Genomic DNA, 22,891 nt, shown 5'->3' on the forward strand with positions numbered 1-22,891 from the left:
TAAAGAGTCACCTGTTGAGCCTGAAGTTTCCTTTTTGTTTAAACATTTTTGATGTATTTATGAATTTATTTAAAATCTAATGATTTAGATGCTTAATCCTTAAACATTTACGCATTTTATAATGCATTTTTTATCAATATTGAACTTTTCAATACTAAAGCACGGTCCTTCATCTCAATAAAATCATGCGAAAAGATGAATATTTAAACTTAAATACCTTAAAATTTAAGTGCTCCATTTTGGGGATTTTGCTTCAAAATAGCTCATTATTGAGTATATTTTTTAAAGCTTACTTTGGGATAGTTTATTTCTTGTCATAATTTTAATTTTCAAATGTTGTTAATTTCACCAATTAAATGATTCAGACATGATGTCATCAATTTAATTCAATAATTTTAAATCTAAAAAATTCTCTACTTATAAAATGATGTGCAAGCTACGGCTAAATTGTTCAGCCGAAAATGCTTATTTTTTGCTATGATTGCTCGAATTCTGTGTTTTTGCTATTTGCGAATCCTTATTTACAGGGCATTATTCATGCACTGAAATTTCATCAGAATTCATTCTAATTTTTTATAAGCACAGTTAAGTGCAAAATTTCAAAGGTTAAAACGCTCATGCTTTTGATGATCGACAACTATGACTCTTTTACCTACAACATTGTCCAATATTTTGGCGAGTTAAATCAGGAAGTAAAAGTAGTACGTAATGATGCCGTGACATTGGAAGATATTGAGCGATGGCAACCGAAGTATTTAGTCATTGGTCCCGGCCCTTGTTCACCGTCTGAAGCAGGTATCTCAATTCCTGCTATTCAGCATTTTGCAGGTAAAATTCCTTTACTGGGCGTGTGTCTTGGGCATCAAGCGATTGGTCAAGCTTTTGGTGGCGATATTATTCGTGCAAAAAAAGTTATGCACGGTCGTTTGTCGGACATGTATCACAGCGATACAGGTATTTTTAGCAACCTCCCTTCTCCATTTGCAGCAACGCGCTATCACTCCTTGGTGATTGATCAAGCGACATTGCCAGAATGTTTAGAAGTGACTTGCTGGACCAATGAAGAAGATGGCTCTATGGAAGAGATTATGGGTGTTAAACATAAGACATTGCCTGTTGAAGGCGTGCAGTTCCACCCAGAGTCGATTCTCAGTGAGCATGGTCACCAAATCTTCAAAAACTTCTTAGAAATTTACGCTTAATCGAGTGCAATAGAATTATGAATATTCAACAAGCTTTAAATAACATCACAAAAAATATTGAGCTCACTCAACCTCAAATGGAAGAAGTGATGCGTACCATCATGCTTGGCGAAGCATCGCCAGCGCAGATTGGTGCACTGATGATGGGTCTACGCTTAAAAGGTGAAAGTATTGACGAAATTACGGCTGCCGCACGTGTTATGCGTGAGTTCGCCATTAAAATTGATGTCAGCGACCTACCTCACTTAGTTGATATTGTCGGTACAGGTGGTGACGGTCAAAACTTGTTTAACGTATCGACTGCATCAAGTTTTGTCATTGCTGCTGCGGGTGCAACCATTGCTAAACATGGCGGTCGTGGCGTGTCGTCTAAATCAGGCTCATCTGACCTTCTAGAGCAAGCAGGTATTAACCTCGACCTTAGCATGGAACAAACAGAGCGTTGTATCCGTGAAATGGGCGTGGGTTTCTTATTTGCTCCAAATCATCATAAAGCAATGAAATATGCTGCTGGTCCACGTAAAGAATTGGGCTTCCGTAGCATTTTCAATTTACTTGGCCCGCTTACGAATCCGGCTGGTGTAAATCGCTTTGTGATTGGGGTATTTTCTACAGAACTTTGCCGTCCGATTGCTGAAGTTTTAAAACAGCTTGGTGCCGAACATGCCATGGTTGTACATTCTAAAGATGGCTTAGATGAGATCAGCCTTGCTTCAAGCACCTATGTTGCTGAGCTTAAAAATGGTGAAGTGACTGAATGGGAAATTCAACCTGAAGCTGTGGATATTGAGTCGCAAACATTAACTGGGCTCTCTGTAGACAGTGCTGCGGAAAGTCTGACATTAATTAAAGATGCTTTAGGTAAGAATAAATCTGCACTTGGTGAAAAAGCGGCAAATATGATTGCGCTCAATGCAGGTGCTGGCATTTATGTATCAGGCTTAACCAGCAACTATAAACAAGGTGTAGCATTGGCTCATGACATTATTTATGGTGGTCAAGCCTTAGAAAAAATGGGCATTTTGTCTGAATTCACCAAAACTTTAAAAGAATACGAAGCTTAAGATTAGGAAAAGATCATGGTAGATATCGCAAATACAATTTTAGGAAAAATTGTAGATCGCAAAAAGGAAGAGTTTGCTATTCGTCTTAAGCAACGTAGCTATAAAGATGTAGAAGAATTGGCTCAAGCTGCTACACCTGTACGCGGTTTTGCTCAGTCTGTACAAAGTATGCGCCCTGGGGTTATTGCTGAAATTAAAAAGGCATCACCATCAAAAGGCATCATTCGTGAAAATTTCAACCCAGCTGAAATTGCACAGCAGTATCAAGACGCGGGTGCGGCATGTTTATCAGTATTAACTGATGTCGACTTTTTCCAAGGCGCGGATGAAAACATTCAAATCGCACGTTCAAATTGTGACCTGCCTGCCCTGCGTAAAGACTTTTTGATTGATCCTTATGGCGTGATTGAAGCACGTGCTTTGCATGCGGATTGCATCTTACTCATTGTGGCTTGTTTGTCAGATCAACAACTTGAAGAAATGTCGAAAACTGCATTTGAGCACAATCTCGATGTGTTAGTTGAAGTACATGATGAAGCTGAGCTTGAACGCGCTTTGCGTCTTTCTGATCGCTGCTTACTTGGTGTCAATAACCGTAATTTAAAAACCTTTGATGTCGATTTAAATACATCACTGCGTTTGAAAAAACTACTTGAGCCTTCACGCCTACTGGTAACAGAAAGTGGGATTACCACACCTGCTGATGTCGCAATGATGCAGGAACATGACATTCATGCTTTCTTAGTGGGTGAAAGCTTTATGAAACAGCCGCGCCCTGATCAGGCGTTTAAAGAATTGTTTGGTGTGCCAAAAGCCATTTAAGAAACACAAAATTCAGGGTGCTACGGCATCCTGAATTTTTTCTTCCCCACCTCGATAGCGTATATATGTCTCATTCCCCTGTTAAAGAAATTATCAATCAAGCTCAGCATTTCACCCCTTATGAGCAGATGATTATCGGTATCAATCATTGCTTAGGCTTCAATAAATATAAACAAGATGTAGAAAAGGGACGTACATGGATTTGGGTATCTGCAGCCTACTATGGACTTTTTATTGCACAGTATAATTGGGCTTTAACGTGGACAGAATCACCAAGTTATAACATTGAGCATGATATTTCCGTAGATGAGATAAAAGTTTTAGCTGAAAAAAATGACTTAGCCGCTTTGTATATGCTGGGCGTGTATTTTACGGAATGCGATCCTGAACTTGCCGTACAATGCTATCAAAAAGCTGCTGATAGCAACTTTTACCCAGCAATCAATAATTTGGCAGATAAATATGAGACAGGCTCAGGGGTTGAGCAAAACATTCATAAAGCGATTGAGTTATATGAAATTGCAGCACAACAACATATTGCAGCTGCCGAATGGAGCCTCGGATTACTTTATTTTAATGGTGAACTAATAAATCAAGATCTTGAGTTGGCAAAATATTGGTTAACTAAAGCAGATAATAATGGCTGGCCTCAGGCTCAAGAACTTTTAGACGTGTTAGATGAAAATTGACTGTCGCTAAATGAATACCCAAGCTCAGTAAACTAACTTAAACTTTTTGATCTCCACGACTTGAGCCATGTAATACTTAAATCAATATAAAGCCATTCCAGTTCAAATCAGTCGCATTTCAGGCTATAATTGTCCTAAATTTTTGTACATTTCCCGTTTATTCATTATGAGCAAACACGATTCTTCGCTTTCTAAAGATCAGTACAATCTACTGAAATCTTTTAAAAAGCAAATTACGAATCCACATTCCTCAAATATTGCTAAACAGCCTGAGCCAAAGCCAAAGACTGTTGAGCAAGAGCAGGAAGATGACTTCGCATTATTCCAGAAGCAAATGCAAGGTGTTCAAAAGATTAATGCCGGCAATGTTGCAAAAATGGATAAAGCCAGTCGCAAGAAGCCAGATGCACAGACTTTAGCAAAACGTGCTTCAGCCATTGGACCGATGGAAACAGATGATGCTTTATTGTCTGATACCCAAGCGATGCTCAACCCTGTCGCAAGCCAAGCGGCTTTAAGCTACCGCATAGCAACCTTGCAACATAAAGTCTTTGAAGATTTGAAAGCTGGAAATTTACGCTGGTTTGAAGCTGTAGACCTACATGGCTGTACAGTTGAAGAAGCACGCCAAGCCGTACTCCAAATTATTCAAATTGCAAAAGACGAAAATCAGAATGTTTTAAAAATTGTGCACGGCAAAGGTCCCGAAGCCATTTTAAAAACCTATGTAAATAGCTGGTTGCGTCAACATCGTGATGTATTGGCTTTTGTCAGTGCCCCTGAAAAGCAAGGCGGAACTGGTGCAGTTCTCGTGCTTTTAAAACGTGCTGAAAAGAACCCAAAGTTTAATCAGTAATCGGATTTTTCCCCAAAAGAAGGCATTGTAATAGTTTTCTGCTACAATGCCGTCCTTGTTCAATCTCTCAGTGTAAGTGAACACCTCTTATGTCTATGCAGCAATCCTACGCAAATATCCTAACTGCCGTTGGCGAAGATCTGAATCGCCCAGGTCTTAAAGATACGCCGATGCGTGCTGCTAAAGCTTTTTCTTATCTGACTTCTGGTTATAGTCAGACACTTGAAGAAGTGACCAACAATGCGGTTTTTCCATCCGAAAACCGTGAAATGGTGTTGGTTAAAAACATCGAATTTTACTCTTTGTGTGAACACCATCTGCTTCCATTTCATGGTCGCGTACATATCGCCTATTTGCCTGAAGGCAATGTATTGGGTTTATCTAAATTTGCCCGTATTACCGAAATGTTTGCACGTCGCTTACAAATTCAAGAAAATCTGACTCAACAAATTGCTGAAGCCGTTGCGGAAGTGACTGGCGCTCGCGGTGTTGCTGTGGTTATCGATTCAGCGCATATGTGCATGATGATGCGTGGTGTTGGAAAGCAAGAATCAACAACACGTACCGTGTCGTTTACTGGTGACTTTAAAACCAATAAAGAAGAACGACGCGAATTCTTAAGCGCCGTGCCTGAAAGTTACTAATTTAATTTTAGTTTAAAAAGCCTCAATCTGTATTGAGGCTTTTTTTATTTATGCTTAAATGTGCTGCAAATTTAAATTCTTTATTGCTCAACGATTGTCAGGATGATGTATGTCTCACATATTTTTAGCGGGTCAAGGTATTACACAAGCTGAACCGAGTATTGATTACCCTCGCCCAGACCGATTAGTCGCTGGCAATCCTAAGCGTCAAACACAAAGCTTATATGTACATCCAAATATGGATTGCGGTATTTGGCAATGTGAAGTCGGTGCATGGAATATTGTATTTGCAGACAATAAACAAGAATTTTTTAATGTTATTGAAGGTTTGGTTCGCATTCATGACCAAGCTGGAAATTACATTGAAGTCAGCGCTGGCAATGCGGGTGTCATTCCACCGAGTTTCATCGGTACTTTTGAAGTCGTTGAAACTGTCAAAAAATATTATGTTGTAGTCGAAGTTTAAGCCACGTAATGTTCGTTCGAAAATAAAAAACTCCCACTGATGGGAGTGTTTATGGCTTAACTATTTACACACGAGACAAATGTTGAGTGACCTGTATACAGTTTCGTCCATTATTTTTTGCGGCATAAAGTGCATGGTCGGCAGCATCGAGGAAGCGTTGATAATCTGGATGGCCATCATATAAAACACAGCCCACGCTAATCGTGAAACTAAATTGTTGACCTTGTACCGTTCGGATCACACCTTTTTCAATATAGCTGCGTACACTTTCTGCAATACTCATGGCACGAACCAAGTCTGTATCGACCAAAAGTAATAAAAATTCTTCTCCACCAATACGGAAAGCATAGTCACTGCCCTGACTAAAACGTTGCAAAGTTTCGCCAATAAATTTAAGTGCTAAATCCCCAGCTGCATGACCAAATTTATCGTTAATATTTTTAAAGTAGTCAGCATCAAAAGCCAAAAGAGAAAGTGGGGCTTGTTTTTGGCGAGCAAAATTAATTTCACGCGATACAATCGTGTTTAAATAACGTCGGTTTAAAAGCTGCGTCAGTGAGTCATTACCCGATTCAATGTATTCAGCAACTTGGAACAATTGATCAACTAAGTGCTGAATTTCTCGATTAATTTCACGAATTTTTTGAATAAATTCTTGAAGCTGTTGTCGATCTTCAATCTTCATCGTTTGTTCTGTTAGCGCATCAACTTTATAAATTCGGTCAATAACCAACTGTACTTGATCTGAACCTGAAAATGCATACGCTGCCTTATGGATAAACCACAAACCAAATTCAGACTTCGAAAATAACGGATGATAAAAACCCACTGCACCAGAGAAAATTTTATACATCAGTTCATTTTCCCAATCGAGTAATGAACCACGCTGTTTGTCTTTATGTACTGCAACATCCTGCATAGCAGAAAATAAACGATAATTATGTTTGATTTCTTGGCTCTTTTCAGTGTTTAACTCATAAGAGCGACACATAATTTCCGTACTTAATCCCATAATTTGTACAAGGTAGCTGCACATGTGCAGCACATTATGGGTATTATTTTGTTCTAATAATTCAAAGATTTTACGTTCTATTTCACGTACACCACGCATAATAAACCATGATGGAATACCAATACGTGCATGGACCATACCAACTTTTTGCTGACGTTTTACCGCAGGTTCAAATTGAAAGTTAATGGCAACTTCAAACGTTTCTAGCAACCATTTTCTTAATGTGTCAATTAATCTTTTTTGAATGATATCGTCTTTAAAAAAATGTGCGGCTTCTGGCTCTAATAGCATCTGCTCATAGAAAACAGTCACTAAATGTTCGACATGAGTTTGTATAAAACGCAGCGCTGCAAGATGTTCTGTTTCAGTATATTGATCACAAATATTTGCCCAAGCCTGGCTAAGACTGGTTATACATTCTTGATTCATAGAAGCGTTTTTCCGCAGCGATACAAAGCCACAGATGATACCCTTCTTTATTGAATTTTATATATTATTTTAATTGATATTTCCATTTTAAAAACAGAATAAAATCAATAAAAATAAATATAACTCAATTGGAATTTATCCCAATTTTTAGCATCTTGCTGCTCATATTCATAGCCTAGACGTAAAGCATTTTGCTGATTGAATAAATATTGCAACTGACCATTAACTTTTAAGTTCCACTGATTCGAATCTTGCCAATAGGGTAATTCGACTTGCAGCAGACTATTGATTCTATCTGACCATATATTCTGACAACCTACCGTTGGTCCAACCCCGATACGCCAACCTTGATCTAAAGCATGTCCTCCTTGTATCTGCATTTGTGATTGCACATAGCATAAATGAGTGCGCTGCTGATTTGCCCAACTATAGCCACTTTGTACTTTCACCTCAGCCACACCATATTGCTCTTTTTCACTAAACTTTCCATCAGCAACAGATTCCTGTTGCCATCCAAAGTTAAAACCCCATGTTAGAGGTGTTTTAAAGGGGGTAATCGGATTGTATGAATTTACTGATAAAAAATCGAAGTGATTAAGTTTGACTTGGTCATCGCGATATTGAATCGATCCATCCCAAAACATTAGTTGAGTTCCAATACGAAAACCACCTTGTGGATCAATCAAGTCATGATAGGCTTCACGATGACTGAGTTCGATAAATTGATCCCCTTGCACTTTGCCCACACTTGCAGACATAGTTCGTGCATGATGTCCTTGAACAGGATCAAGCTTGGGTCGTTTTGGTTCAACACGCTGCTTCGGGACATCCGATTGACTTCGAAGCGCTAAAATTTGGCGTAATTTAGGCTGTGCCTCGTCTGCTGAAACTTTTCGCCCAATCAATTGTAGATACAAATGGTCATATGCCATTTCAAGAATTTTGGCACGATCACTATCCGAATATTTCGCAATTGCATCTGCTATTTGGCTCGCATCAATTTCTGTCAGTCGACGCGCTTCTCTCGCCATGTAATAGCCATGCTGTTCAGCCTGTGAAAGCAATTGTGTTTCTAATGCTGGACGATAAACCGCCGCTTGAATAATTCCCTGCTTGTCTGCTTCTTTAATCGTTTCCACTGGAATCGATGCAACTTTAAAGTGTTCTTTTAAATTTGAGTTTGGACGAACCAAGTCAATTAAGCCTAGTAAACGATAGGCACAATTATCACTCACAAAATAATAGGGAAAGCTCACATGCTTCATTTCCCAAATATGCTTAACCAATAACTGTGTTTCTTCAGGATTTAAACTCAATTCATATTCCCAAAGGTCTCGACTTTCTAAATCTCCATATTCTTTAACCTTCCTGTAATATGGCATCAGTGAATATTCACCTGGATACTGTCCCGTTAGTCCCTTCCACGCAAAGGCAAATCCATCACTATCATCGACTGTCGCGGCATAATTAACGGCATAAGAAATTAGATTTAATTCTTTCTGATCTTTAGGGTCTAGACGCAATAAAGTATGTCCAAACATCGAGCTTGGATTGCCCATAAAGTCGGTCGCATAGATCAACGTGGCTTTATAAGGTTTAATTTGTTTTAACCATTCATCTAATTCTGGACATTCTGCTTGAGGAAGTTGCTCAGACGGAATGTTCAACTGTTGAATAAGCCACTGACTACGTGCTGGGAAGCGACAACGAAAAGCTTGATTGGGTTCTGCACTTTGAAAGAGTGCCTGAATGTCAGCATCCATTTCCGCTTGCAAATCATTTTGACCATTTTCAGCTTGAAAATAACCTTGATAAGTGACTTCACTTTGTCCTTTTTGATCCGCATACATAAATCGCTGCCAACTGGTTTGCTGTTCCAGTTTGAGTGAATATGCACGTGCAATATAGCTTTGAACAGTTGAGGAAGATGCGATTGTAGACTTAAGCTCAATCACATTATTTTGTGCAAATACTACACTTGGAATAATACAGGTACAAAATAAAGCAAGGATTTTCATTATGTTATATTTAGATCCATCTATATAATTTAGATAATAAAAAACCCTGTCATTTGACAGGGTTTATCTCACAGCAATTAAACGTAAGCTTTTAGTACTTCGTCTTTTGCCATTACTTTTTGTAATGATTCTAGAACTTGAATTGAAGATTGATTTTCAGCCGAATAGATTTCAGTAAAATTAGCTTTTGATACAGCAAAGAAACGTGCTTTATCTGAAGATTGGATGTTAAGTAGTTCAGCCAAAACGTTCAGGCTTTCACCTTGACCTACCGCCATATCACGAGCAAGTGATTCTGCATTTTCATTGGTAAAAGTTACTGCTTGTGCTGTAACTGTACCTGTTCCGCTACAGCCTAGGGTACCAAATGTAATACCAAATAATTGGTTAGCAAAAAGTCCATTGGTCGTACCCGCAAGTATTTTTGGAATTTTACCTGATTGACCTGCCCAGACTTGCGAACCGATACCACAACCTACATCACGATCAGCAAAAGCAGCTGTAGAACCTAGTGCCACAACGGCAACTAAAGCTAATTTTTTTAACATAGCATTTCTCCAGGGAATTTTGTTCCATTGTTTTTTAATTATTAAAACACATGTAAAATTTATTACACTTCTGTAGATTAACTTGATCGTTCAGATAAGGCAAAGCATTTTCATCTAAAACTTTTGACTAAAAAAACAGCGTAATTTCGCCCTATTTTTTAAGTTCCCATGCGCCATTTTCATCACGGATACCTAAAATTTTAAGTACCAAAACCAAGCTCAAAAGTAACAACAAATACCATGATCCCAGTTTCCCCCAGCCAACCATGTGCCATGCATCCACTTGACTTGGGTACAGCCAAATCTTGTAAAAAGTACTGATATTCTCCGCAACCCATATGATAAAAGCCAAAATCAACAAGACGGGTAACATTGGCAACTGCATCACATGATTTTGCAGTTGAAAACTCAATTTAGTTTTCCAAAAGATCAGCACACTCCAAACAAACAACAGCACTCGGATGTCGGGTACAAAAAATTTGGTCATAAAGTTAAAGTAAGACAGCACTGCCAGAGTGAGCATATTGGAAAAGCTCGGCAGTCTTAAAAATGATACCTGATATAGCCGCAGTGAACGCGCAAAAAAACTACCTACTGCAGAATACATAAAACCTGCAAATAAAGGCACCGTTAAAAGTTTAAACACTGCAGGTTGTGGATATTGCCACGAGGCAATAGAAGGATGTGTAAGGAATATTTCCATCCCCATTGCAAGGATATGAAACAGTGCAATCACTTTGGCTTCAGCCCAAGACTCAAGTTTCAAATACAGTAAACAGATTTGAATAACTAAGGCATAAAACAATAAATAATCATAACGAAAGAAGCCAAAGTATTCCTGACTTCCCATAGATGCTGTTAAAGCAAATGCAATCAGTAGCAAGATCCCAAATAAGGCAGCCGAAGCTGCCTTAAATGAGAACTCAAAACATGATTTAAAAATCGTGATCACGGTTGAATCCTAAACCTATTTTCCTACAACGTTTTACAGATACTTCGCACTGTATTCATGTACGGTATCAATAAATGCTTTCGGATTTGCAGGATCAACCCATTGGGTAATACCATGACCCAAATTGGCGATATAACCTGTTTTTTCGCCATTGGCATAAGCATCGTCCAACATGGCACGCGTTGCTTTGGCAATGGCTTCAGGTGAACCATATAAAGTTGCAGGGTCTAAGTTACCTTGTAATGCGGCACGACCATTGACTGTTTGACGCGCGACATTCAGTGGAGTCGTCCAATCTAAACCAAATGCATCTGCACCTGTTGCAATCATCGGCTCAAGCCATTGACCGCCACCTTTGGTAAATAAAATGACAGGGACTTTTCGTCCATCTTTTTCACGCTGTAAGCCTGCAACAATTTTTTGCATATAGTTGAGTGAGAACTCAATATATTCACGATGTGCAAGTGCACCGCCCCAGCTATCAAAAATTTGAACTGCTTGTGCGCCTGCATCAATTTGTGCATTTAAATATTCAGTCACTGCCACTGCTAAACGGTCAAGTAAAGCATGTAAAACTTCTGGCTGTGCGTACATCATTTGCTTTGTGAAACGGAAGTCCTTACTAGAACCGCCTTCAATCATATAAGTTGCTAAAGTCCACGGGCTACCTGAGAAACCAATTAATGGAACCTGACCACCCAGTGCTGAACGAATGGTACTAACCGCATTCATGACATAATCAAGATCTGATTTGGCATTGAATTTTGGCAAATTTAAAACATCTTGCTCAGTACGAACGGTTTTATGAAATTTAGGACCTTCGCCTGCTTCAAAATAAAGCCCTAATCCCAACGCATCTGGAACCGTTAAAATATCTGAAAATAAAATCGCAGCGTCCAATTCATAACGACGCAAAGGTTGCAAAGTCACTTCGCATGCAAAGTCTGTATTTTTACATAGTGATAGAAAATCACCGGCTTTTGCACGAGTTTCCCGATACTCAGGTAAATAACGGCCAGCCTGACGCATCATCCATACCGGAGTGCTATCTACCGGTTCACGTAATAAAGCACGCAAGAAACGATCATTTTTTAAGGTCGTCATTCACTTTTCCAACTCTATTCAACATTCGCATCATCATATCAAAAAGGTTGTAAATATAATAACTTCTCAATGATTTAAAAACCGATCATGTTTAGGGTCAAAAATAATAATTACACAAAACAACTACTGCATCTCCACTTTTTTTCTGTAATACTTAGCCAGTTTTTAATACACAGTAAATGAATAATTCTTAAGGTTAAATTACATGTTCGTTCGCCCAATGCTCGTCCTGAGCCTAAGTTGCATATTTGCTGGTACAGCTTTTGCCGCATCTACTACTGAACAACCATTAACACCAAAAAAAGTGACTAATGTTGCAGTTCAGGATCCGATTGATCCGCTAGCGACTGAAGCTTCATCTGTAACAAGCCAGATTAGCACTCAAGAACAAGAAGATCTAAATCAAGCATCGCAAACGCTAGATACACTTCAAAAATCTGAAGATGTTAAAGCGGATATTGGTGCTGCGCCAGTGGCTCAAACAACGACCACAACCGCGACTCCAGCAGGTAAAGTAGCTTGGGGTCTCAATGATCTAAACAATGCTCAATGGTATGACAACATTGGTAAAGGTCAGTTCCCTATTTATGCACGTGCACATGTTATGCTCAACAACGCACACGCTTCACCGGGTGCAATTGATGGTACAAGTGGTAAAAACACCTTAAAAGCGATCGCATCATTCCAACAAATGAATGGTCTTAAGCCAACAGGTACATTAACCAAAGAAACTTGGGATGCTTTAATTGCTAAACAAGGTTCTAAACCTGCATTTATTGAATATACGTTGACTCAAACAGATCTTGATGGCCCGTATGCAGCATCAATTCCACACGACTATGCACTACAGGCAAAAATGAAAGGCTTGTATTACACCCGTGTGACTGAAATGTTAGGTGAAAAATTCCACATGGATGAAGATTTCTTGAAGAAATTGAATCCAAAAGCAACCTTCAAAAAAGCAGGTGAAAAACTGCTCGTTGCTAATATTCGTAACGAAGTTCCTGAAGATATCCATTTAATTGTTGCACATAAAGGCGCTAAACAACTTTACTTGTTTAACAGCCGTAACCAAATGATTGGTTCATTCCCTGCAACGATTGGTAGCTCGGATACCCCATCTCCAACAGGTACGTATAAAGTGACGGGTGTTGCACCAAACCCTTGGTACAGCTATTCACCTTCTAACTTTGTTCAAGGTAAAAATACTAAACCATTGTCTTTACCACCAGGCCCAAATGGTCCTGTAGGCAACATCTGGATTGGTTTAAGTAAAAAATCATTCGGTATTCACGGTACTCCAAACCCATCTGCGATCTCTAAAACTGCGTCACACGGTTGTATCCGTTTGACCAACTGGGATGCAAATGACCTTGGTAAAAAAGTGAAATCTGGCGTAACAGTTAAATTCTTAGAATAATTTTTTATTTTAAGATCAAAAGGTGTTTTGCTTTCGAGTAAAGCACCTTTTTTTATACATAATCAATTATAAAAAATAAATTTTTATTTTATTCAAACACTTAAATTTCATTACTTAAATATAATTTTGTGGATTTTCACCTATGTTTTTTATTTTAAAATTTCCTATTTTTCGTACATCTATAGCTATAGTCGCGCTCAATAGTCTTTCAGCATTTAGCCATGCAGAACTTGAGGTACAGGTTCAGAAGGTCATCTACATACAGGCTGAATTAGATAATGGAGATGGTTCTATTTATCCTGAAAACTGGTCTGATGAAAAGAAAATTCTGGATCAAAAATATAATCCGCATCAAGACTCATCACAGCAATATTTAAGCAATAGCCGCCATTTTGTGATTAATGGTCAAAATACAGTGCATTACTACCCTTTATCTGAATCGGCTAATCCTGCACTACTTTATACGAAGGTCGGCAATAAAAATTATTTTGCTATCGCTCAATCTTTTGGTACAGCGAAGCAACCGATTATTATCAAACCACAATTACAACATCGACTGAAAGACCATCAACTTTTCAGTATTCAGCCACATGATAAAAACTTGATCTTAATTTTCCGTAGTCGATATTTTCATACTGCCGATGAAATGGCACGGAATATTGCATTAAATCCAAATTTTAAAAGTTATTTTTACCGTAACAGCTATGAACTGATTGAAGTCACACCTCAAGGTAAAATTTTGCACCGTACTCAGTTTACCGCGCCATCCCCCGAAGATGGCATGGGATTTGGCCCGAAATATGATGCAGCAAGTGGTGATTATGAGGACAGTAAACTTGAATACAGCACCAAAACACCCGGGGTTTATCAAACTTTAAATCCTTATGATATTGAATATCGTTATGTGTATTCTCACGGTACATTGACCAAACATACTGAAAAACGCCTGCTCACACCCAGTGAACGTGCAGCGAACAAAATTGAACATGACGGCATAAATGCTGAAAAGATGGAAGATGAATATTTAGAAGCCAACCCAAATGAGCTGCCTCAAGCCAGCAGTTGTTTAAATGATTATTGGGTATTCCATGATAAAGCCGCCGCAAAAAATGTACATTGGGGCAATCCATGGTTACAGAAGCAGCCAGCCTTATATGCTACATTTTTAAGCGAATATTCAAATGGGAAAACTTACCGTTGGACAGATTTTCGCAAGCAATATTGTGATTTAAGTTAAAATAAAGTATTCAAATTATCATTGCATAATTGAAACGCTACATTGCTAATTCTGTATTTCTAACTCAATTTTAAAACATTAAAATAGCCTCAAGTTAAAAATAATATAGGAGCAACACCATGAATGCTTTTCTACATCCGAGTGAAAACCGTGGTCATGTAAAAATGGGTTGGCTTGAATCTAAACATAGTTTTTCATTTGGCGAATGGTATGACCCTAAATACATGGGCATCAGTGCTTTGCGTGTCATTAATGACGATATGATTGCAGCCCATCAAGGTTTTGGTCAACACCCCCATGACAATATGGAAATTTTGACTTGTGTGCTTAATGGTACCATTACTCACAAAGACAGCATGGGAAATCATGGTGGCATCTCTGCGGGTGAATGGCAGTTGATGAGTGCGGGTACAGGTGTTCGCCACAGTGAAATGAACCAAGGTGACGAAGATGTTCATTTACTCCAAATTTGGATTATTCCAAATGAACGTAATGCTGAACCAACATATCAACAAATTAAATGTGATCCACGTGAGCAGCCAGATCAATGGCATCTCATTGTCGGACCTAATGACAATGCAGCTATGCATATTCGTCAACAAGCGGAAGTAAAAACAGCCTTTATTCATAAAGGCCAATCTTTAGCGATTGAAGCAACACAGCATATTAACTATGTTCATGTTATTTCGGGTTCTGTACAAATTGCTGAGCATAAAGTTGAAGCTGGTGGCGCAATTGCCTTTTTAGAAGCCAGCCAAATTGAAGCTTTGGAAGATGCTCAAGTGATTTGGTTTGATTTACCTGAAGTGAAATAAGCTAACTTAAAAAAAGCCTCGCAGATGTGGGGCTTTTTTATTTCTGCATGATGATTTTGAATCAAACATGGCTTAATCGTTCACTGCGTTTATATAACCAAGCCAATATGATGGTGGGTACAATAAAGCCTGTCGCAACTAAAATGCCATGTAATACTGAAGCGTATGGTTCAGCAAGCATTGCAACCTGTTTCATGGGTGAAGTCCACGGTGACATTTGTAAGGCAAGTAAAGCGATGAAGCATAATTGCCATTTAATATTTTCACCAAATTTCAAATGTTTCTGATAGGCATAAGCCAACAAAATCGCTGAAAATCCAATTTCAAACACCCAAGACCAAATCCCCCATTTTCCCCACAAACCAAAGCCTAAATAGTGCTGTGCATAGGGATAGAGTGCCAAATCAGCATTATGCATTGGAATATCGACAATAAAATGTAAAAAGCACGATAAGGCTGCGACCATCGCAATCCTTTTATCTTTTAAGAAAAATGCACCCCAAAGTAAAGACCAAACAGCTGCCATCAAAAGCGAGTGATCCCAATCAATAAAGGTCAAATCAAAATAGAGATATGGTAGAGCATTTAAATTCGCTGTGACTTTTTCAATACCAACGGCTACCAATGTACCATTAATAATATCTAAGAAGCCTGCTCCCAATATAATGGGGATCAATGGTACATCTCGATACTTGGCTTTAAGTGCCACACCTACAGCAAAATGACCAAAGTACATTGCTCTACTCCTACTTCATTGAACAAACGTTCAGTTAAAAGTTAAATTTTTTCTACTCTCAGCTTATATCGCCGTAGGTTGCCATAACATCAAAGTATGCTGAATCATCTTTTTGCGTTCATCTATATTTGCAATATCGCAGCCTATATTGAGATTGAGTAAATACGTCAATCCATATTGAATATTCACTGCCATAAACTGCTGTGCAGCAGACGCATAATCCATGACTCGAATTTCACTATTTACTGCGCGTTGTGCCAACAATTGAGCAAGCCATTGTTGTCGAATCTGAAATAAATGGCTAACCACATGAATTTCATTTAATTGCATATTTTCACTTTCACGCAAAATAACTTTTAATAAATCCTTATTTTTCGAAAACATCACAACACAAAGCTCACAAAGTGTATTAAGCACCTGATCTAAAGGAACATTCTCAAGGTCCTGATTAAACTGACTCAGTTGTACCAAAGCGTGCTGAATACCACGATTGAGTAGTACAGATAAAATTTGCTGCTTACCCTCTGGAAAATGATGATAAAGAATACCATCTGACAACCCTGCTTGACGTGCCAATGCACGAACTGAGGTTTTGTTATAACCTTGCTCGGAAAATAACACCAAAGCATTGTCTAAAAGTTTTTGCTTGGTTTCTTCAGCTTGATCTGCTCTAGTACTAGAAATTTTAGGCATTACACTATTCACTGAACAATCGTTCAATCAATAATAAAATGTATTAAGCTAGGTTTCAAATATTAACTTTGAGTAGTTAACTTCAGGTTGAATAAAAAGGCGTAGATATTTTCAATATGAAATACTAAAAAGTAATGCTCAGCAACAACGATGCGAATGGTTAAAGTTAATACGCAAAAATCATCATGCAAGTGAGTTTAAAATAAGTAATCAAGCTTATTTCTTCATTAAAAAAGCCCGCATCTCTGCGGGCTCTATGTTGGATGGCTAGTGCTGATTTATTGTCTTAACCGAAGTTTGCGACTCAATTAGCTGTCATTGATCCGTCCAACTCATAGCAGCGTCATTATTTTTATTGACCTGCTGTAGTATCAATATAGCACTGCTGTTTTTAGACGCAAGTCGCTTTAACACTTCCAAACATTTGAACAAAATAAATACAATTGCTTTCATCTTCAAATAAGCAGAAAATGTGTTCGGTTCAAATTAACGTTGATTGGAATCACAACGGTCAAACTTAAGTCCATGTTTGCAAAAGCCATTGCTAAATCTAGCTTCACGTTAAGTTGAATAAAAACGGTTATCGGCCCTATCTGTCTCTTAGCCAGGAAAAATACCGCGTTCTTTCCGCGCTTTTAAAATACGTTCACAAGCTAAAATATAGGCCGCGGTACGCAAGGTACAGGCATTATTATTAGCACACGTCCAAACATCTTCTACCGCTTGAATCATCAATTTATCTAAACGGTCATTAATTTCGGCTTCACTCCAGAAATAGCTTGCCATATCCTGAACCCATTCAAAATAACTGACTGTCACACCGCCAGCATTACAAATTACATCTGGAACAATCATAATTTGACGTTCGCGCAAGATGTCATCTGCTTCAGGATACGTCGGACCATTAGCCCCTTCTAAAATCATTTTGGCTTTTAAACGTTGTGCGCGTTCGGCATTAATCTGACCTTCCAGTGCAGCAGGAATAATAATGTCTGTCTCTACATCCCAAAATGCTTCGTTATCAATTGAAGTTGCACCTGCAAAACCTGCAACGCCCTGATTTTTTTCTACATGTGTATGCAAGCTGTTTAAATCAATACCCATGGCATTATAAATCGTGCCTGTATGATCTTGAATACAGATAATTTTTGCATCAGATAAGGCAAATAAATTGGCAGCTTCACTCCCCACATTACCATAACCCTGAACACTGACTTTGGCACCTGCAATGTCCAAATCAATCTTTTGCGCTACTTGGCAGCCTGTAATATACACACCGCGACCCGTGGCTTTGACACGACCTAAAGATCCGCCTAAATGCACGGGCTTACCGGTTACCACACCTGTCACTGTATAGCCCTGACCTGATGAATAGGTATCCATCATCCAGCCCATCACATTGGCATTTGTACCTACATCTGGTGCTGGAATATCTTTTTGAGGCCCAATAATATGCGCAATTTCACTGGTATAACGTCGAGTTAAACGCTCTAGCTCACGTGGTGAAAGTTTACGTGGATCAACACGTACACCGCCCTTTGCACCGCCAAAAGGTAAATTTAGCACCGCAGTTTTAATGGTCATCCACGCCGAGAGCGCCATCACTTCATTTAATTCGACTTCTGGATGAAAACGGATACCGCCTTTGCCCGGCCCGCGCGATAAATTGTGCTGAACACGGTAGCCCTCAAAATGCTGAATTGTTCCGTCATCCATAATGATTGGCACATCGACAATTAAAGCGCGTTTTGGGCGTTTTAAAGTATCGACATAATCTGCCAGATCTTCACTTAAATAAGGCGCCACGCGGTCTATCTGCGCCAGAAAAGTTTGCCATGCACCGTTGCCGCCATTTGCGTAAGAGAGATTAGACATTATTGTTCCTGTATTTTTAAATTATTGTAGGTTAAATATATAACTGTGGGCGATGAAAGCTGCAAGTCTTGCAGTTCTTGCATCCTGATCATAAGTTGGATTGCACTTAGCAATATCCAGCAACTTGATTTTTCCACTGTTCTGAATGTGCTGCATAAGCTGTTCAAACATCTTTAAATCAATACCTCTGACCGCAGGCGCACTAACCCCGGGCGCAATCGATGCGGCAAAAACATCTAAATCAACTGTGATATATAACCAATCTACCGATTGTATAAATTGATCTATTTTAGATAAAACTTGTTCCAGCTGAGCTGCTTCAAGCTCATGATCAAAAATACAACGAAGATAGACATGTGAAAAGCCTGAAAAATAAGAATGATTTTAGGATTGGTCTTACATACTCTTTATATATGTAAGCTTAGCTTTAATAGCATTTATTACTATTTTAAATTTTTTTGAACTTATTAAGGGCAATCAGTTTGTGCGAGGAGTTTGGTATTTCGTTTTATTTAGCCTTTTGGCGTACTTTTATTTTTAAGAAAAACCTAATTCAAATGAAAAGTCACATCACACATAAAATACTAATTAAGGATTCCTTCAAAATTAACCATATCAAAGAAAACTAAAATATTAGAGGCTGCGATTTTTGATGAGTTGAATAGCGACTTTTGAATACTAAATGTAGAAATATCTAAAAATTAGAAAAATGTGATGTAAAAATATGGTGCGCTCAGCGGGACTCGAACCCACGCCACAGGCTTCGGAGACCTGTACTCTATCCAGTTGAGCTATGAGCGCTTATTTTGGATTGCGCACATCATAACAAAAAAAACTCCAAGGTAAAGCAACTATATATAAGTCAGCCATTTTTCTGCCTAAGCTTTGTACAACATCCTATTTTTGCAATGCAGAATTCCGTACGATTTACTTGGTTTATTTTGTCCGATATCGCACAATACTCACACTATTTATAGAGTGAAAGATTTATGACTGATGCACTGACGTTAACGCAGTTGTCAAAAACCTATAAAAATGGGTTTCAGGCACTTAAAGGTATTGATTTAACCGTACCTGAAGGTGAATTTTATGCACTTTTGGGTCCAAATGGTGCAGGTAAATCGACTACGATTAGTATTATCAGTTCACTCACTCGTAAAACCTCAGGGACTGTAGAAATTTTTGGCCATAATTTGGATACCCATCCGTCTCATGCCAAACAATGCTTAGGTGTAGTGCCACAAGAGTTTAACTTTGGTCAATTTGAAAAGACTTTTGACATTTTAGTCACTCAAGCAGGTTATTACGGTATTCCTAAAAAAGTTGCAGAACAGCGTGCTGAAGAATATTTAGAAAAATTGGGACTCTGGGAAAAGCGAAATACCCAAGGTCGTATGCTTTCTGGCGGTATGAAACGCCGTTTAATGATTGCCCGTGCGATGATGCATGAACCGAAACTTCTAATTTTGGATGAACCCACTGCGGGCGTTGACATCGAACTACGTCGTTCAATGTGGGATTTCCTGACTGAAATGAATGATAAAGGCACATCAATCATTTTAACCACACACTATTTAGAAGAAGCAGAAATGCTTTGTCGTCGTATCGCGATTATTGACCGTGGTGTCATTAAAGAAGATACAACGATGAAAGGCTTCCTAAGTCAGCTTAATGAAGAAACCTTTATTTTTGATTTGGCAGAACCCATCGAACCTTTAAATATTGAAATTATTGGTGTGCGTTTTAATTTAGTCGATCCTGTAACACTTGAAGTGACTATGGATAAAGCCCATACCATGAATGACCTATTTCAACTCATGGAATCTCAAGGGATTCAAGTACGCAGTATGCGTAATAAATCCAACCGTCTTGAAGAACTATTTGTACGTATGGTTGAAAAAAATCTTGAAGGTGCAGCACAATGAATTTTAATCAACTTTGTATTGCCCTCTATACATTGGTTCACAAAGAAATTCGCCGCTTTATGCGAATCTGGCCCCAAACATTATTACCACCAGCAATCACCATGAGTTTGTACTTTGTGATCTTTGGTAATTTAGTGGGTTCACGCATTGGACAAATGGGTGGTTTCACCTATATGCAATTCATTGTGCCCGGCTTGATTATGATGGCGGTAATTACTAATAGTTATGCCAACGTATCTTCAAGCTTCTTTAGTGCTAAATTTCAAAAAAGCATTGAAGAACTGATTATGAGTCCTGTGCCATTACACATGGTGCTTTGGGGTTATGTGATCGGTGGTGTCTGCCGTGGTGTTCTGGTCGGCATGATTGTGACTGCTATGAGCCTGTTTTTTACGGAATTGCACATCACCAATATTTTCGTAACTATATATACAGTGATTATTACTTCTTTATTGTTTTCGCTTGGCGGCTTTATTAATGCTGTCTATGCAAAATCATTTGACGATATTTCGATTATTCCGACATTCGTCCTGACTCCGCTCACTTATTTAGGCGGCGTTTTCTATGCCATCTCATCATTGAGTCCTTTTTGGCAAAATCTCTCTTTAATTAACCCTGTCGTGTATATGGTCAATGCATTCCGCTACGGTATTTTAGGCCATAGCGATGTCAATGTAGGCATTTCACTGACAGTTATTACTGCATGCTGCGTTTTACTTTATGGCGTAGCGTATCATTTACTTTCTCGTGGTTCAGGAATGCGTGAATAATGAGTGTAGAACATTCTCTCTTAGGTAAAGACACCAACTATCCAACAGCATATCAACCCGATATTCTGTTTCCGATTGCACGTGCTACAGCACGTGAAAAATATGCCCACGTTGAAGGGATTCGCCAAGGCAAAGACTGGTGGCATGTATTTGAAATTTCATGGCTAAATGTGTCTGGTGTGCCTCAAGTGGCAATTGGACGTTTAACTTTGCCTGCTAGCTCTGACAATCTCATCGAATCAAAATCCTTAAAGCTCTACTTTAATAGTATGAACTTTACCAAGTTCGAGTCACGTGATGCCTTTAAGGCAACTGTTGAAAAAGATTTATCTGCTGCGGCCAATGCACCAGTGACCATTGATCTTTTTCATGTCGATGGTGTGGAAATTTCTCAACCTGAAGGCATTTGCATTGACGATCTAGAGCCCACTGCATTAGAAAATCATCCAAATGCAGATTTATTGGCGCTTGATCAAACTGCAATAAATGGAAATGAAGAAGTTGAAGTTCAATTTTATTCACATTTATTAAGAAGTAACTGCCCAGTCACGGGTCAACCTGATTGGGGAACCGTATTTATAAGGTATAAAGGTATTCAGCCTTGTTATCGTAGTATTCTGGCTTATATTATTTCTTACCGTCAGCACAATGGTTTCCACGAACAATGTGTGGAACAGATGTTTGCCGATATTTGGCAGAACCTCAAACCAAGTAAGCTGATGGTTTATGCAACCTATACACGTCGTGGTGGATTGGACATCAACCCTTGTCGTGTATCGGATTTAACATGGATGCCTCGCCCAATTCGTTTGGCGCGACAATAAAAAATTTGAGGTTAGTGATGCCATTTTTTGGATTTATTCCGACTGAGGAACTTCTCAGCAGTATTCAAACCGGTCATGAGAAAAAAAATTCAAGTGAACCACTTTATCCTTTACGTGATAAAACTGCATTACTGATTAATGAAGAAATCATTGGTGCAACTATTTTAGCTCCTGTACATCTTTTCCCAGCAAGCGACAAGCGTGATACCGCTGAAAAACTTGCAGGTTATGTCAAATCAACCGTTGCCGTTTTACTCAAGCAATTATTAGGTAAATCGTCAAATGATGTGGTGAAACAATCCATCGAGTTTTCTGAAAAAAGTTTATTTCAAGATGCTGCAGGCAAGCATCGTGTTGGTTTAACCCTTGATTCAGGCTTAATCACTAACCTTAAAAATAGTTATGCTGAAATTAAAGCAGGCACTGACGTTAATAAAGCGGCTTTTGCTGAACTATATAAACAGTTCGCTGAAGCTGCCGTGCGTCATTTTATGAATGACTTTAATAAAACGTTGGACTTGGGCATGATTAAGCGCAAAGCAGCCGATATCGGTTCTTCTGCTGTGATTAAAGCGATTCATATTGCGATTGATAAAATTTTCCCAAATCTGACCAAAGAAGAAATGGGTGCTTTAGCAGAAGCACATGATTCGATGTTTAATCACTAATTGAATCTTTGTTCAAAAAAAACCTAGCTGCCGCTAGGTTTTTTTATTGCAAAATATTGATCTGCCTTATTTTAGTGCAAGACTGTGCTAGCATGCGCCTATAAAAAAAGCCCATAGCTTCA

The 22,891-nt window shown here is 38.7% G+C and carries 22 protein-coding genes, 1 tRNA gene and 1 pseudogene; 14 read left to right on the plus strand and 10 right to left on the minus strand.

The annotated features are described in order from the left end of the window. Positions 1-617 precede the first annotated feature (617 nt). From B9T33_RS03075 to B9T33_RS03105, 7 genes are all read left to right on the plus strand, one after another. Complete coding sequence (locus B9T33_RS03075) at positions 618-1,202, plus strand: anthranilate synthase component II (RefSeq protein ID WP_086177483.1); 585 nt, start codon at positions 618-620, stop codon at positions 1,200-1,202. Between the two features lie 17 nt (positions 1,203-1,219). Beyond that, positions 1,220-2,266, plus strand: coding sequence for an anthranilate phosphoribosyltransferase (gene trpD / locus B9T33_RS03080; RefSeq protein WP_086177484.1), 1,047 nt, complete (start codon positions 1,220-1,222; stop codon positions 2,264-2,266). 15 nt (positions 2,267-2,281) lie between these two features. Then, on the plus strand, positions 2,282-3,088 hold the full coding sequence (gene trpC / locus B9T33_RS03085; RefSeq protein ID WP_086177485.1) for an indole-3-glycerol phosphate synthase TrpC: 807 nt from the start codon (positions 2,282-2,284) through the stop codon (positions 3,086-3,088). A 65-nt stretch (positions 3,089-3,153) separates the two neighbouring features. Next, the gene (locus B9T33_RS03090; RefSeq protein ID WP_086177486.1) at positions 3,154-3,777 is read left to right on the plus strand and encodes a tetratricopeptide repeat protein; all 624 of its coding nucleotides are present in this window, start codon (positions 3,154-3,156) and stop codon (positions 3,775-3,777) included. A 166-nt stretch (positions 3,778-3,943) separates the two neighbouring features. Continuing rightward, the gene (locus B9T33_RS03095) at positions 3,944-4,633 is read left to right on the plus strand and encodes a Smr/MutS family protein (protein ID WP_086177487.1); all 690 of its coding nucleotides are present in this window, start codon (positions 3,944-3,946) and stop codon (positions 4,631-4,633) included. A 95-nt stretch (positions 4,634-4,728) separates the two neighbouring features. Further along, complete coding sequence (gene folE, locus B9T33_RS03100) at positions 4,729-5,277, plus strand: GTP cyclohydrolase I FolE (protein WP_171263568.1); 549 nt, start codon at positions 4,729-4,731, stop codon at positions 5,275-5,277. 109 nt (positions 5,278-5,386) lie between these two features. Further along, positions 5,387-5,743: a cupin domain-containing protein gene (locus B9T33_RS03105; protein WP_086177489.1), complete on the plus strand. Its 357-nt coding sequence runs from the start codon at positions 5,387-5,389 to the stop codon at positions 5,741-5,743. 64 nt (positions 5,744-5,807) lie between these two features. Here the strand turns inward: B9T33_RS03105 and B9T33_RS03110 are convergent, their stop codons facing one another. The 5 genes from B9T33_RS03110 to hemE form a co-directional block, all read right to left on the minus strand. Further along, positions 5,808-7,184, minus strand: coding sequence for a diguanylate cyclase (locus B9T33_RS03110; protein WP_086177490.1), 1,377 nt, complete (start codon positions 7,182-7,184; stop codon positions 5,808-5,810). A gap of 104 nt (positions 7,185-7,288) precedes the next feature. Continuing rightward, positions 7,289-9,202, minus strand: coding sequence for a DUF4105 domain-containing protein (locus B9T33_RS03115; protein WP_086177491.1), 1,914 nt, complete (start codon positions 9,200-9,202; stop codon positions 7,289-7,291). Between the two features lie 77 nt (positions 9,203-9,279). Further along, positions 9,280-9,750, minus strand: a complete 471-nt coding sequence (locus B9T33_RS03120; RefSeq protein ID WP_086177492.1) for a DUF3015 family protein — start codon at positions 9,748-9,750, stop codon at positions 9,280-9,282. A gap of 151 nt (positions 9,751-9,901) precedes the next feature. Next, positions 9,902-10,699, minus strand: coding sequence for a DUF817 family protein (locus tag B9T33_RS03125; RefSeq protein ID WP_228145776.1), 798 nt, complete (start codon positions 10,697-10,699; stop codon positions 9,902-9,904). Between the two features lie 36 nt (positions 10,700-10,735). Continuing rightward, the gene (gene hemE / locus B9T33_RS03130; RefSeq protein ID WP_086177494.1) at positions 10,736-11,806 is read right to left on the minus strand and encodes a uroporphyrinogen decarboxylase; all 1,071 of its coding nucleotides are present in this window, start codon (positions 11,804-11,806) and stop codon (positions 10,736-10,738) included. A 205-nt stretch (positions 11,807-12,011) separates the two neighbouring features. On the opposite strand from hemE, the gene B9T33_RS03135 reads away from it, so the two are divergent. The 3 genes from B9T33_RS03135 (at position 12,012) to B9T33_RS03145 (ending at position 15,278) form a co-directional block, all read left to right on the plus strand. Continuing rightward, the gene (locus B9T33_RS03135) at positions 12,012-13,226 is read left to right on the plus strand and encodes a L,D-transpeptidase family protein (protein ID WP_086177495.1); all 1,215 of its coding nucleotides are present in this window, start codon (positions 12,012-12,014) and stop codon (positions 13,224-13,226) included. A gap of 142 nt (positions 13,227-13,368) precedes the next feature. Then, a complete protein-coding gene (locus B9T33_RS03140; protein WP_228145770.1) occupies positions 13,369-14,463 on the plus strand; it encodes a hypothetical protein in 1,095 nt (364 codons plus the stop codon). A gap of 119 nt (positions 14,464-14,582) precedes the next feature. Next, the gene (locus B9T33_RS03145) at positions 14,583-15,278 is read left to right on the plus strand and encodes a pirin family protein (protein ID WP_086177496.1); all 696 of its coding nucleotides are present in this window, start codon (positions 14,583-14,585) and stop codon (positions 15,276-15,278) included. Positions 15,279-15,339: 61 nt separating this feature from the next. Here B9T33_RS03145 and B9T33_RS03150 read toward each other — a convergent pair whose 3' ends face one another. From B9T33_RS03150 to B9T33_RS03170, 5 genes and pseudogenes are all read right to left on the minus strand, one after another. Next, a complete protein-coding gene (locus B9T33_RS03150) occupies positions 15,340-16,014 on the minus strand; it encodes a hypothetical protein (RefSeq protein ID WP_086177497.1) in 675 nt (224 codons plus the stop codon). 63 nt (positions 16,015-16,077) lie between these two features. After that, a complete protein-coding gene (locus tag B9T33_RS03155; protein WP_086177498.1) occupies positions 16,078-16,707 on the minus strand; it encodes a TetR/AcrR family transcriptional regulator in 630 nt (209 codons plus the stop codon). A 600-nt stretch (positions 16,708-17,307) separates the two neighbouring features. Next, positions 17,308-18,582: a Glu/Leu/Phe/Val family dehydrogenase gene (locus B9T33_RS03160; protein ID WP_086177499.1), complete on the minus strand. Its 1,275-nt coding sequence runs from the start codon at positions 18,580-18,582 to the stop codon at positions 17,308-17,310. Between the two features lie 21 nt (positions 18,583-18,603). Then, positions 18,604-18,933: pseudogene (locus B9T33_RS03165) on the minus strand (arginase family protein); the annotation flags it as partial. A gap of 374 nt (positions 18,934-19,307) precedes the next feature. After that, positions 19,308-19,383: transfer RNA gene (locus tag B9T33_RS03170), tRNA-Arg, on the minus strand. Positions 19,384-19,571: 188 nt separating this feature from the next. Between B9T33_RS03170 and B9T33_RS03175 the strand changes: the two genes are divergently transcribed. The 4 genes from B9T33_RS03175 to B9T33_RS03190 are packed head-to-tail and all read left to right on the plus strand — an operon-like array spanning position 19,572 to position 22,769. Then, a complete protein-coding gene (locus tag B9T33_RS03175) occupies positions 19,572-20,507 on the plus strand; it encodes an ABC transporter ATP-binding protein (protein ID WP_086177501.1) in 936 nt (311 codons plus the stop codon). After that, positions 20,504-21,277: an ABC transporter permease gene (locus B9T33_RS03180; RefSeq protein ID WP_086177502.1), complete on the plus strand. Its 774-nt coding sequence runs from the start codon at positions 20,504-20,506 to the stop codon at positions 21,275-21,277. Before B9T33_RS03175 ends, B9T33_RS03180 begins: the two co-directional genes overlap by 4 nt. Beyond that, a complete protein-coding gene (gene queF / locus B9T33_RS03185) occupies positions 21,277-22,101 on the plus strand; it encodes an NADPH-dependent 7-cyano-7-deazaguanine reductase QueF (RefSeq protein ID WP_086177503.1) in 825 nt (274 codons plus the stop codon). The genes B9T33_RS03180 and queF overlap by 1 nt, the downstream gene beginning before the upstream one ends. Before the next feature lie 17 nt (positions 22,102-22,118). Beyond that, positions 22,119-22,769 carry a hypothetical protein gene (locus tag B9T33_RS03190; protein WP_086177504.1) on the plus strand — a complete coding sequence of 217 codons (651 nt, stop codon included), beginning with the start codon at positions 22,119-22,121 and terminating at the stop codon, positions 22,767-22,769. The last annotated feature ends 122 nt before the right edge of the window (positions 22,770-22,891 follow it).

It is taken from the genome of Acinetobacter sp. ANC 5054 (assembly GCF_002135295.1).
Taxonomy (GTDB): Bacteria; Pseudomonadota; Gammaproteobacteria; order Pseudomonadales; family Moraxellaceae; genus Acinetobacter.

What these genes read in the sequence shown, in the direction of transcription:
- B9T33_RS03075 (WP_086177483.1), top strand. Translation starts at nt 618, where the DNA reads ATGCTTTTGATGATCGACAACTATGACTCTTTTACCTACAACATTGTC.
- trpD (WP_086177484.1), top strand. Translation starts at nt 1,220, where the DNA reads ATGAATATTCAACAAGCTTTAAATAACATCACAAAAAATATTGAGCTC.
- trpC (WP_086177485.1), top strand. Translation starts at nt 2,282, where the DNA reads ATGGTAGATATCGCAAATACAATTTTAGGAAAAATTGTAGATCGCAAA.
- B9T33_RS03090 (WP_086177486.1), top strand. Translation starts at nt 3,154, where the DNA reads ATGTCTCATTCCCCTGTTAAAGAAATTATCAATCAAGCTCAGCATTTC.
- B9T33_RS03095 (WP_086177487.1), top strand. Translation starts at nt 3,944, where the DNA reads ATGAGCAAACACGATTCTTCGCTTTCTAAAGATCAGTACAATCTACTG.
- folE (WP_171263568.1), top strand. Translation starts at nt 4,729, where the DNA reads ATGCAGCAATCCTACGCAAATATCCTAACTGCCGTTGGCGAAGATCTG.
- B9T33_RS03105 (WP_086177489.1), top strand. Translation starts at nt 5,387, where the DNA reads ATGTCTCACATATTTTTAGCGGGTCAAGGTATTACACAAGCTGAACCG.
- B9T33_RS03110 (WP_086177490.1), bottom strand. Translation starts at nt 7,184, where the DNA reads ATGAATCAAGAATGTATAACCAGTCTTAGCCAGGCTTGGGCAAATATT.
- B9T33_RS03115 (WP_086177491.1), bottom strand. Translation starts at nt 9,202, where the DNA reads ATGAAAATCCTTGCTTTATTTTGTACCTGTATTATTCCAAGTGTAGTA.
- B9T33_RS03120 (WP_086177492.1), bottom strand. Translation starts at nt 9,750, where the DNA reads ATGTTAAAAAAATTAGCTTTAGTTGCCGTTGTGGCACTAGGTTCTACA.
- hemE (WP_086177494.1), bottom strand. Translation starts at nt 11,806, where the DNA reads ATGACGACCTTAAAAAATGATCGTTTCTTGCGTGCTTTATTACGTGAA.
- B9T33_RS03135 (WP_086177495.1), top strand. Translation starts at nt 12,012, where the DNA reads ATGTTCGTTCGCCCAATGCTCGTCCTGAGCCTAAGTTGCATATTTGCT.
- B9T33_RS03140 (WP_228145770.1), top strand. Translation starts at nt 13,369, where the DNA reads ATGTTTTTTATTTTAAAATTTCCTATTTTTCGTACATCTATAGCTATA.
- B9T33_RS03145 (WP_086177496.1), top strand. Translation starts at nt 14,583, where the DNA reads ATGAATGCTTTTCTACATCCGAGTGAAAACCGTGGTCATGTAAAAATG.
- B9T33_RS03150 (WP_086177497.1), bottom strand. Translation starts at nt 16,014, where the DNA reads ATGTACTTTGGTCATTTTGCTGTAGGTGTGGCACTTAAAGCCAAGTAT.
- B9T33_RS03155 (WP_086177498.1), bottom strand. Translation starts at nt 16,707, where the DNA reads ATGCCTAAAATTTCTAGTACTAGAGCAGATCAAGCTGAAGAAACCAAG.
- B9T33_RS03160 (WP_086177499.1), bottom strand. Translation starts at nt 18,582, where the DNA reads ATGTCTAATCTCTCTTACGCAAATGGCGGCAACGGTGCATGGCAAACT.
- B9T33_RS03175 (WP_086177501.1), top strand. Translation starts at nt 19,572, where the DNA reads ATGACTGATGCACTGACGTTAACGCAGTTGTCAAAAACCTATAAAAAT.
- B9T33_RS03180 (WP_086177502.1), top strand. Translation starts at nt 20,504, where the DNA reads ATGAATTTTAATCAACTTTGTATTGCCCTCTATACATTGGTTCACAAA.
- queF (WP_086177503.1), top strand. Translation starts at nt 21,277, where the DNA reads ATGAGTGTAGAACATTCTCTCTTAGGTAAAGACACCAACTATCCAACA.
- B9T33_RS03190 (WP_086177504.1), top strand. Translation starts at nt 22,119, where the DNA reads ATGCCATTTTTTGGATTTATTCCGACTGAGGAACTTCTCAGCAGTATT.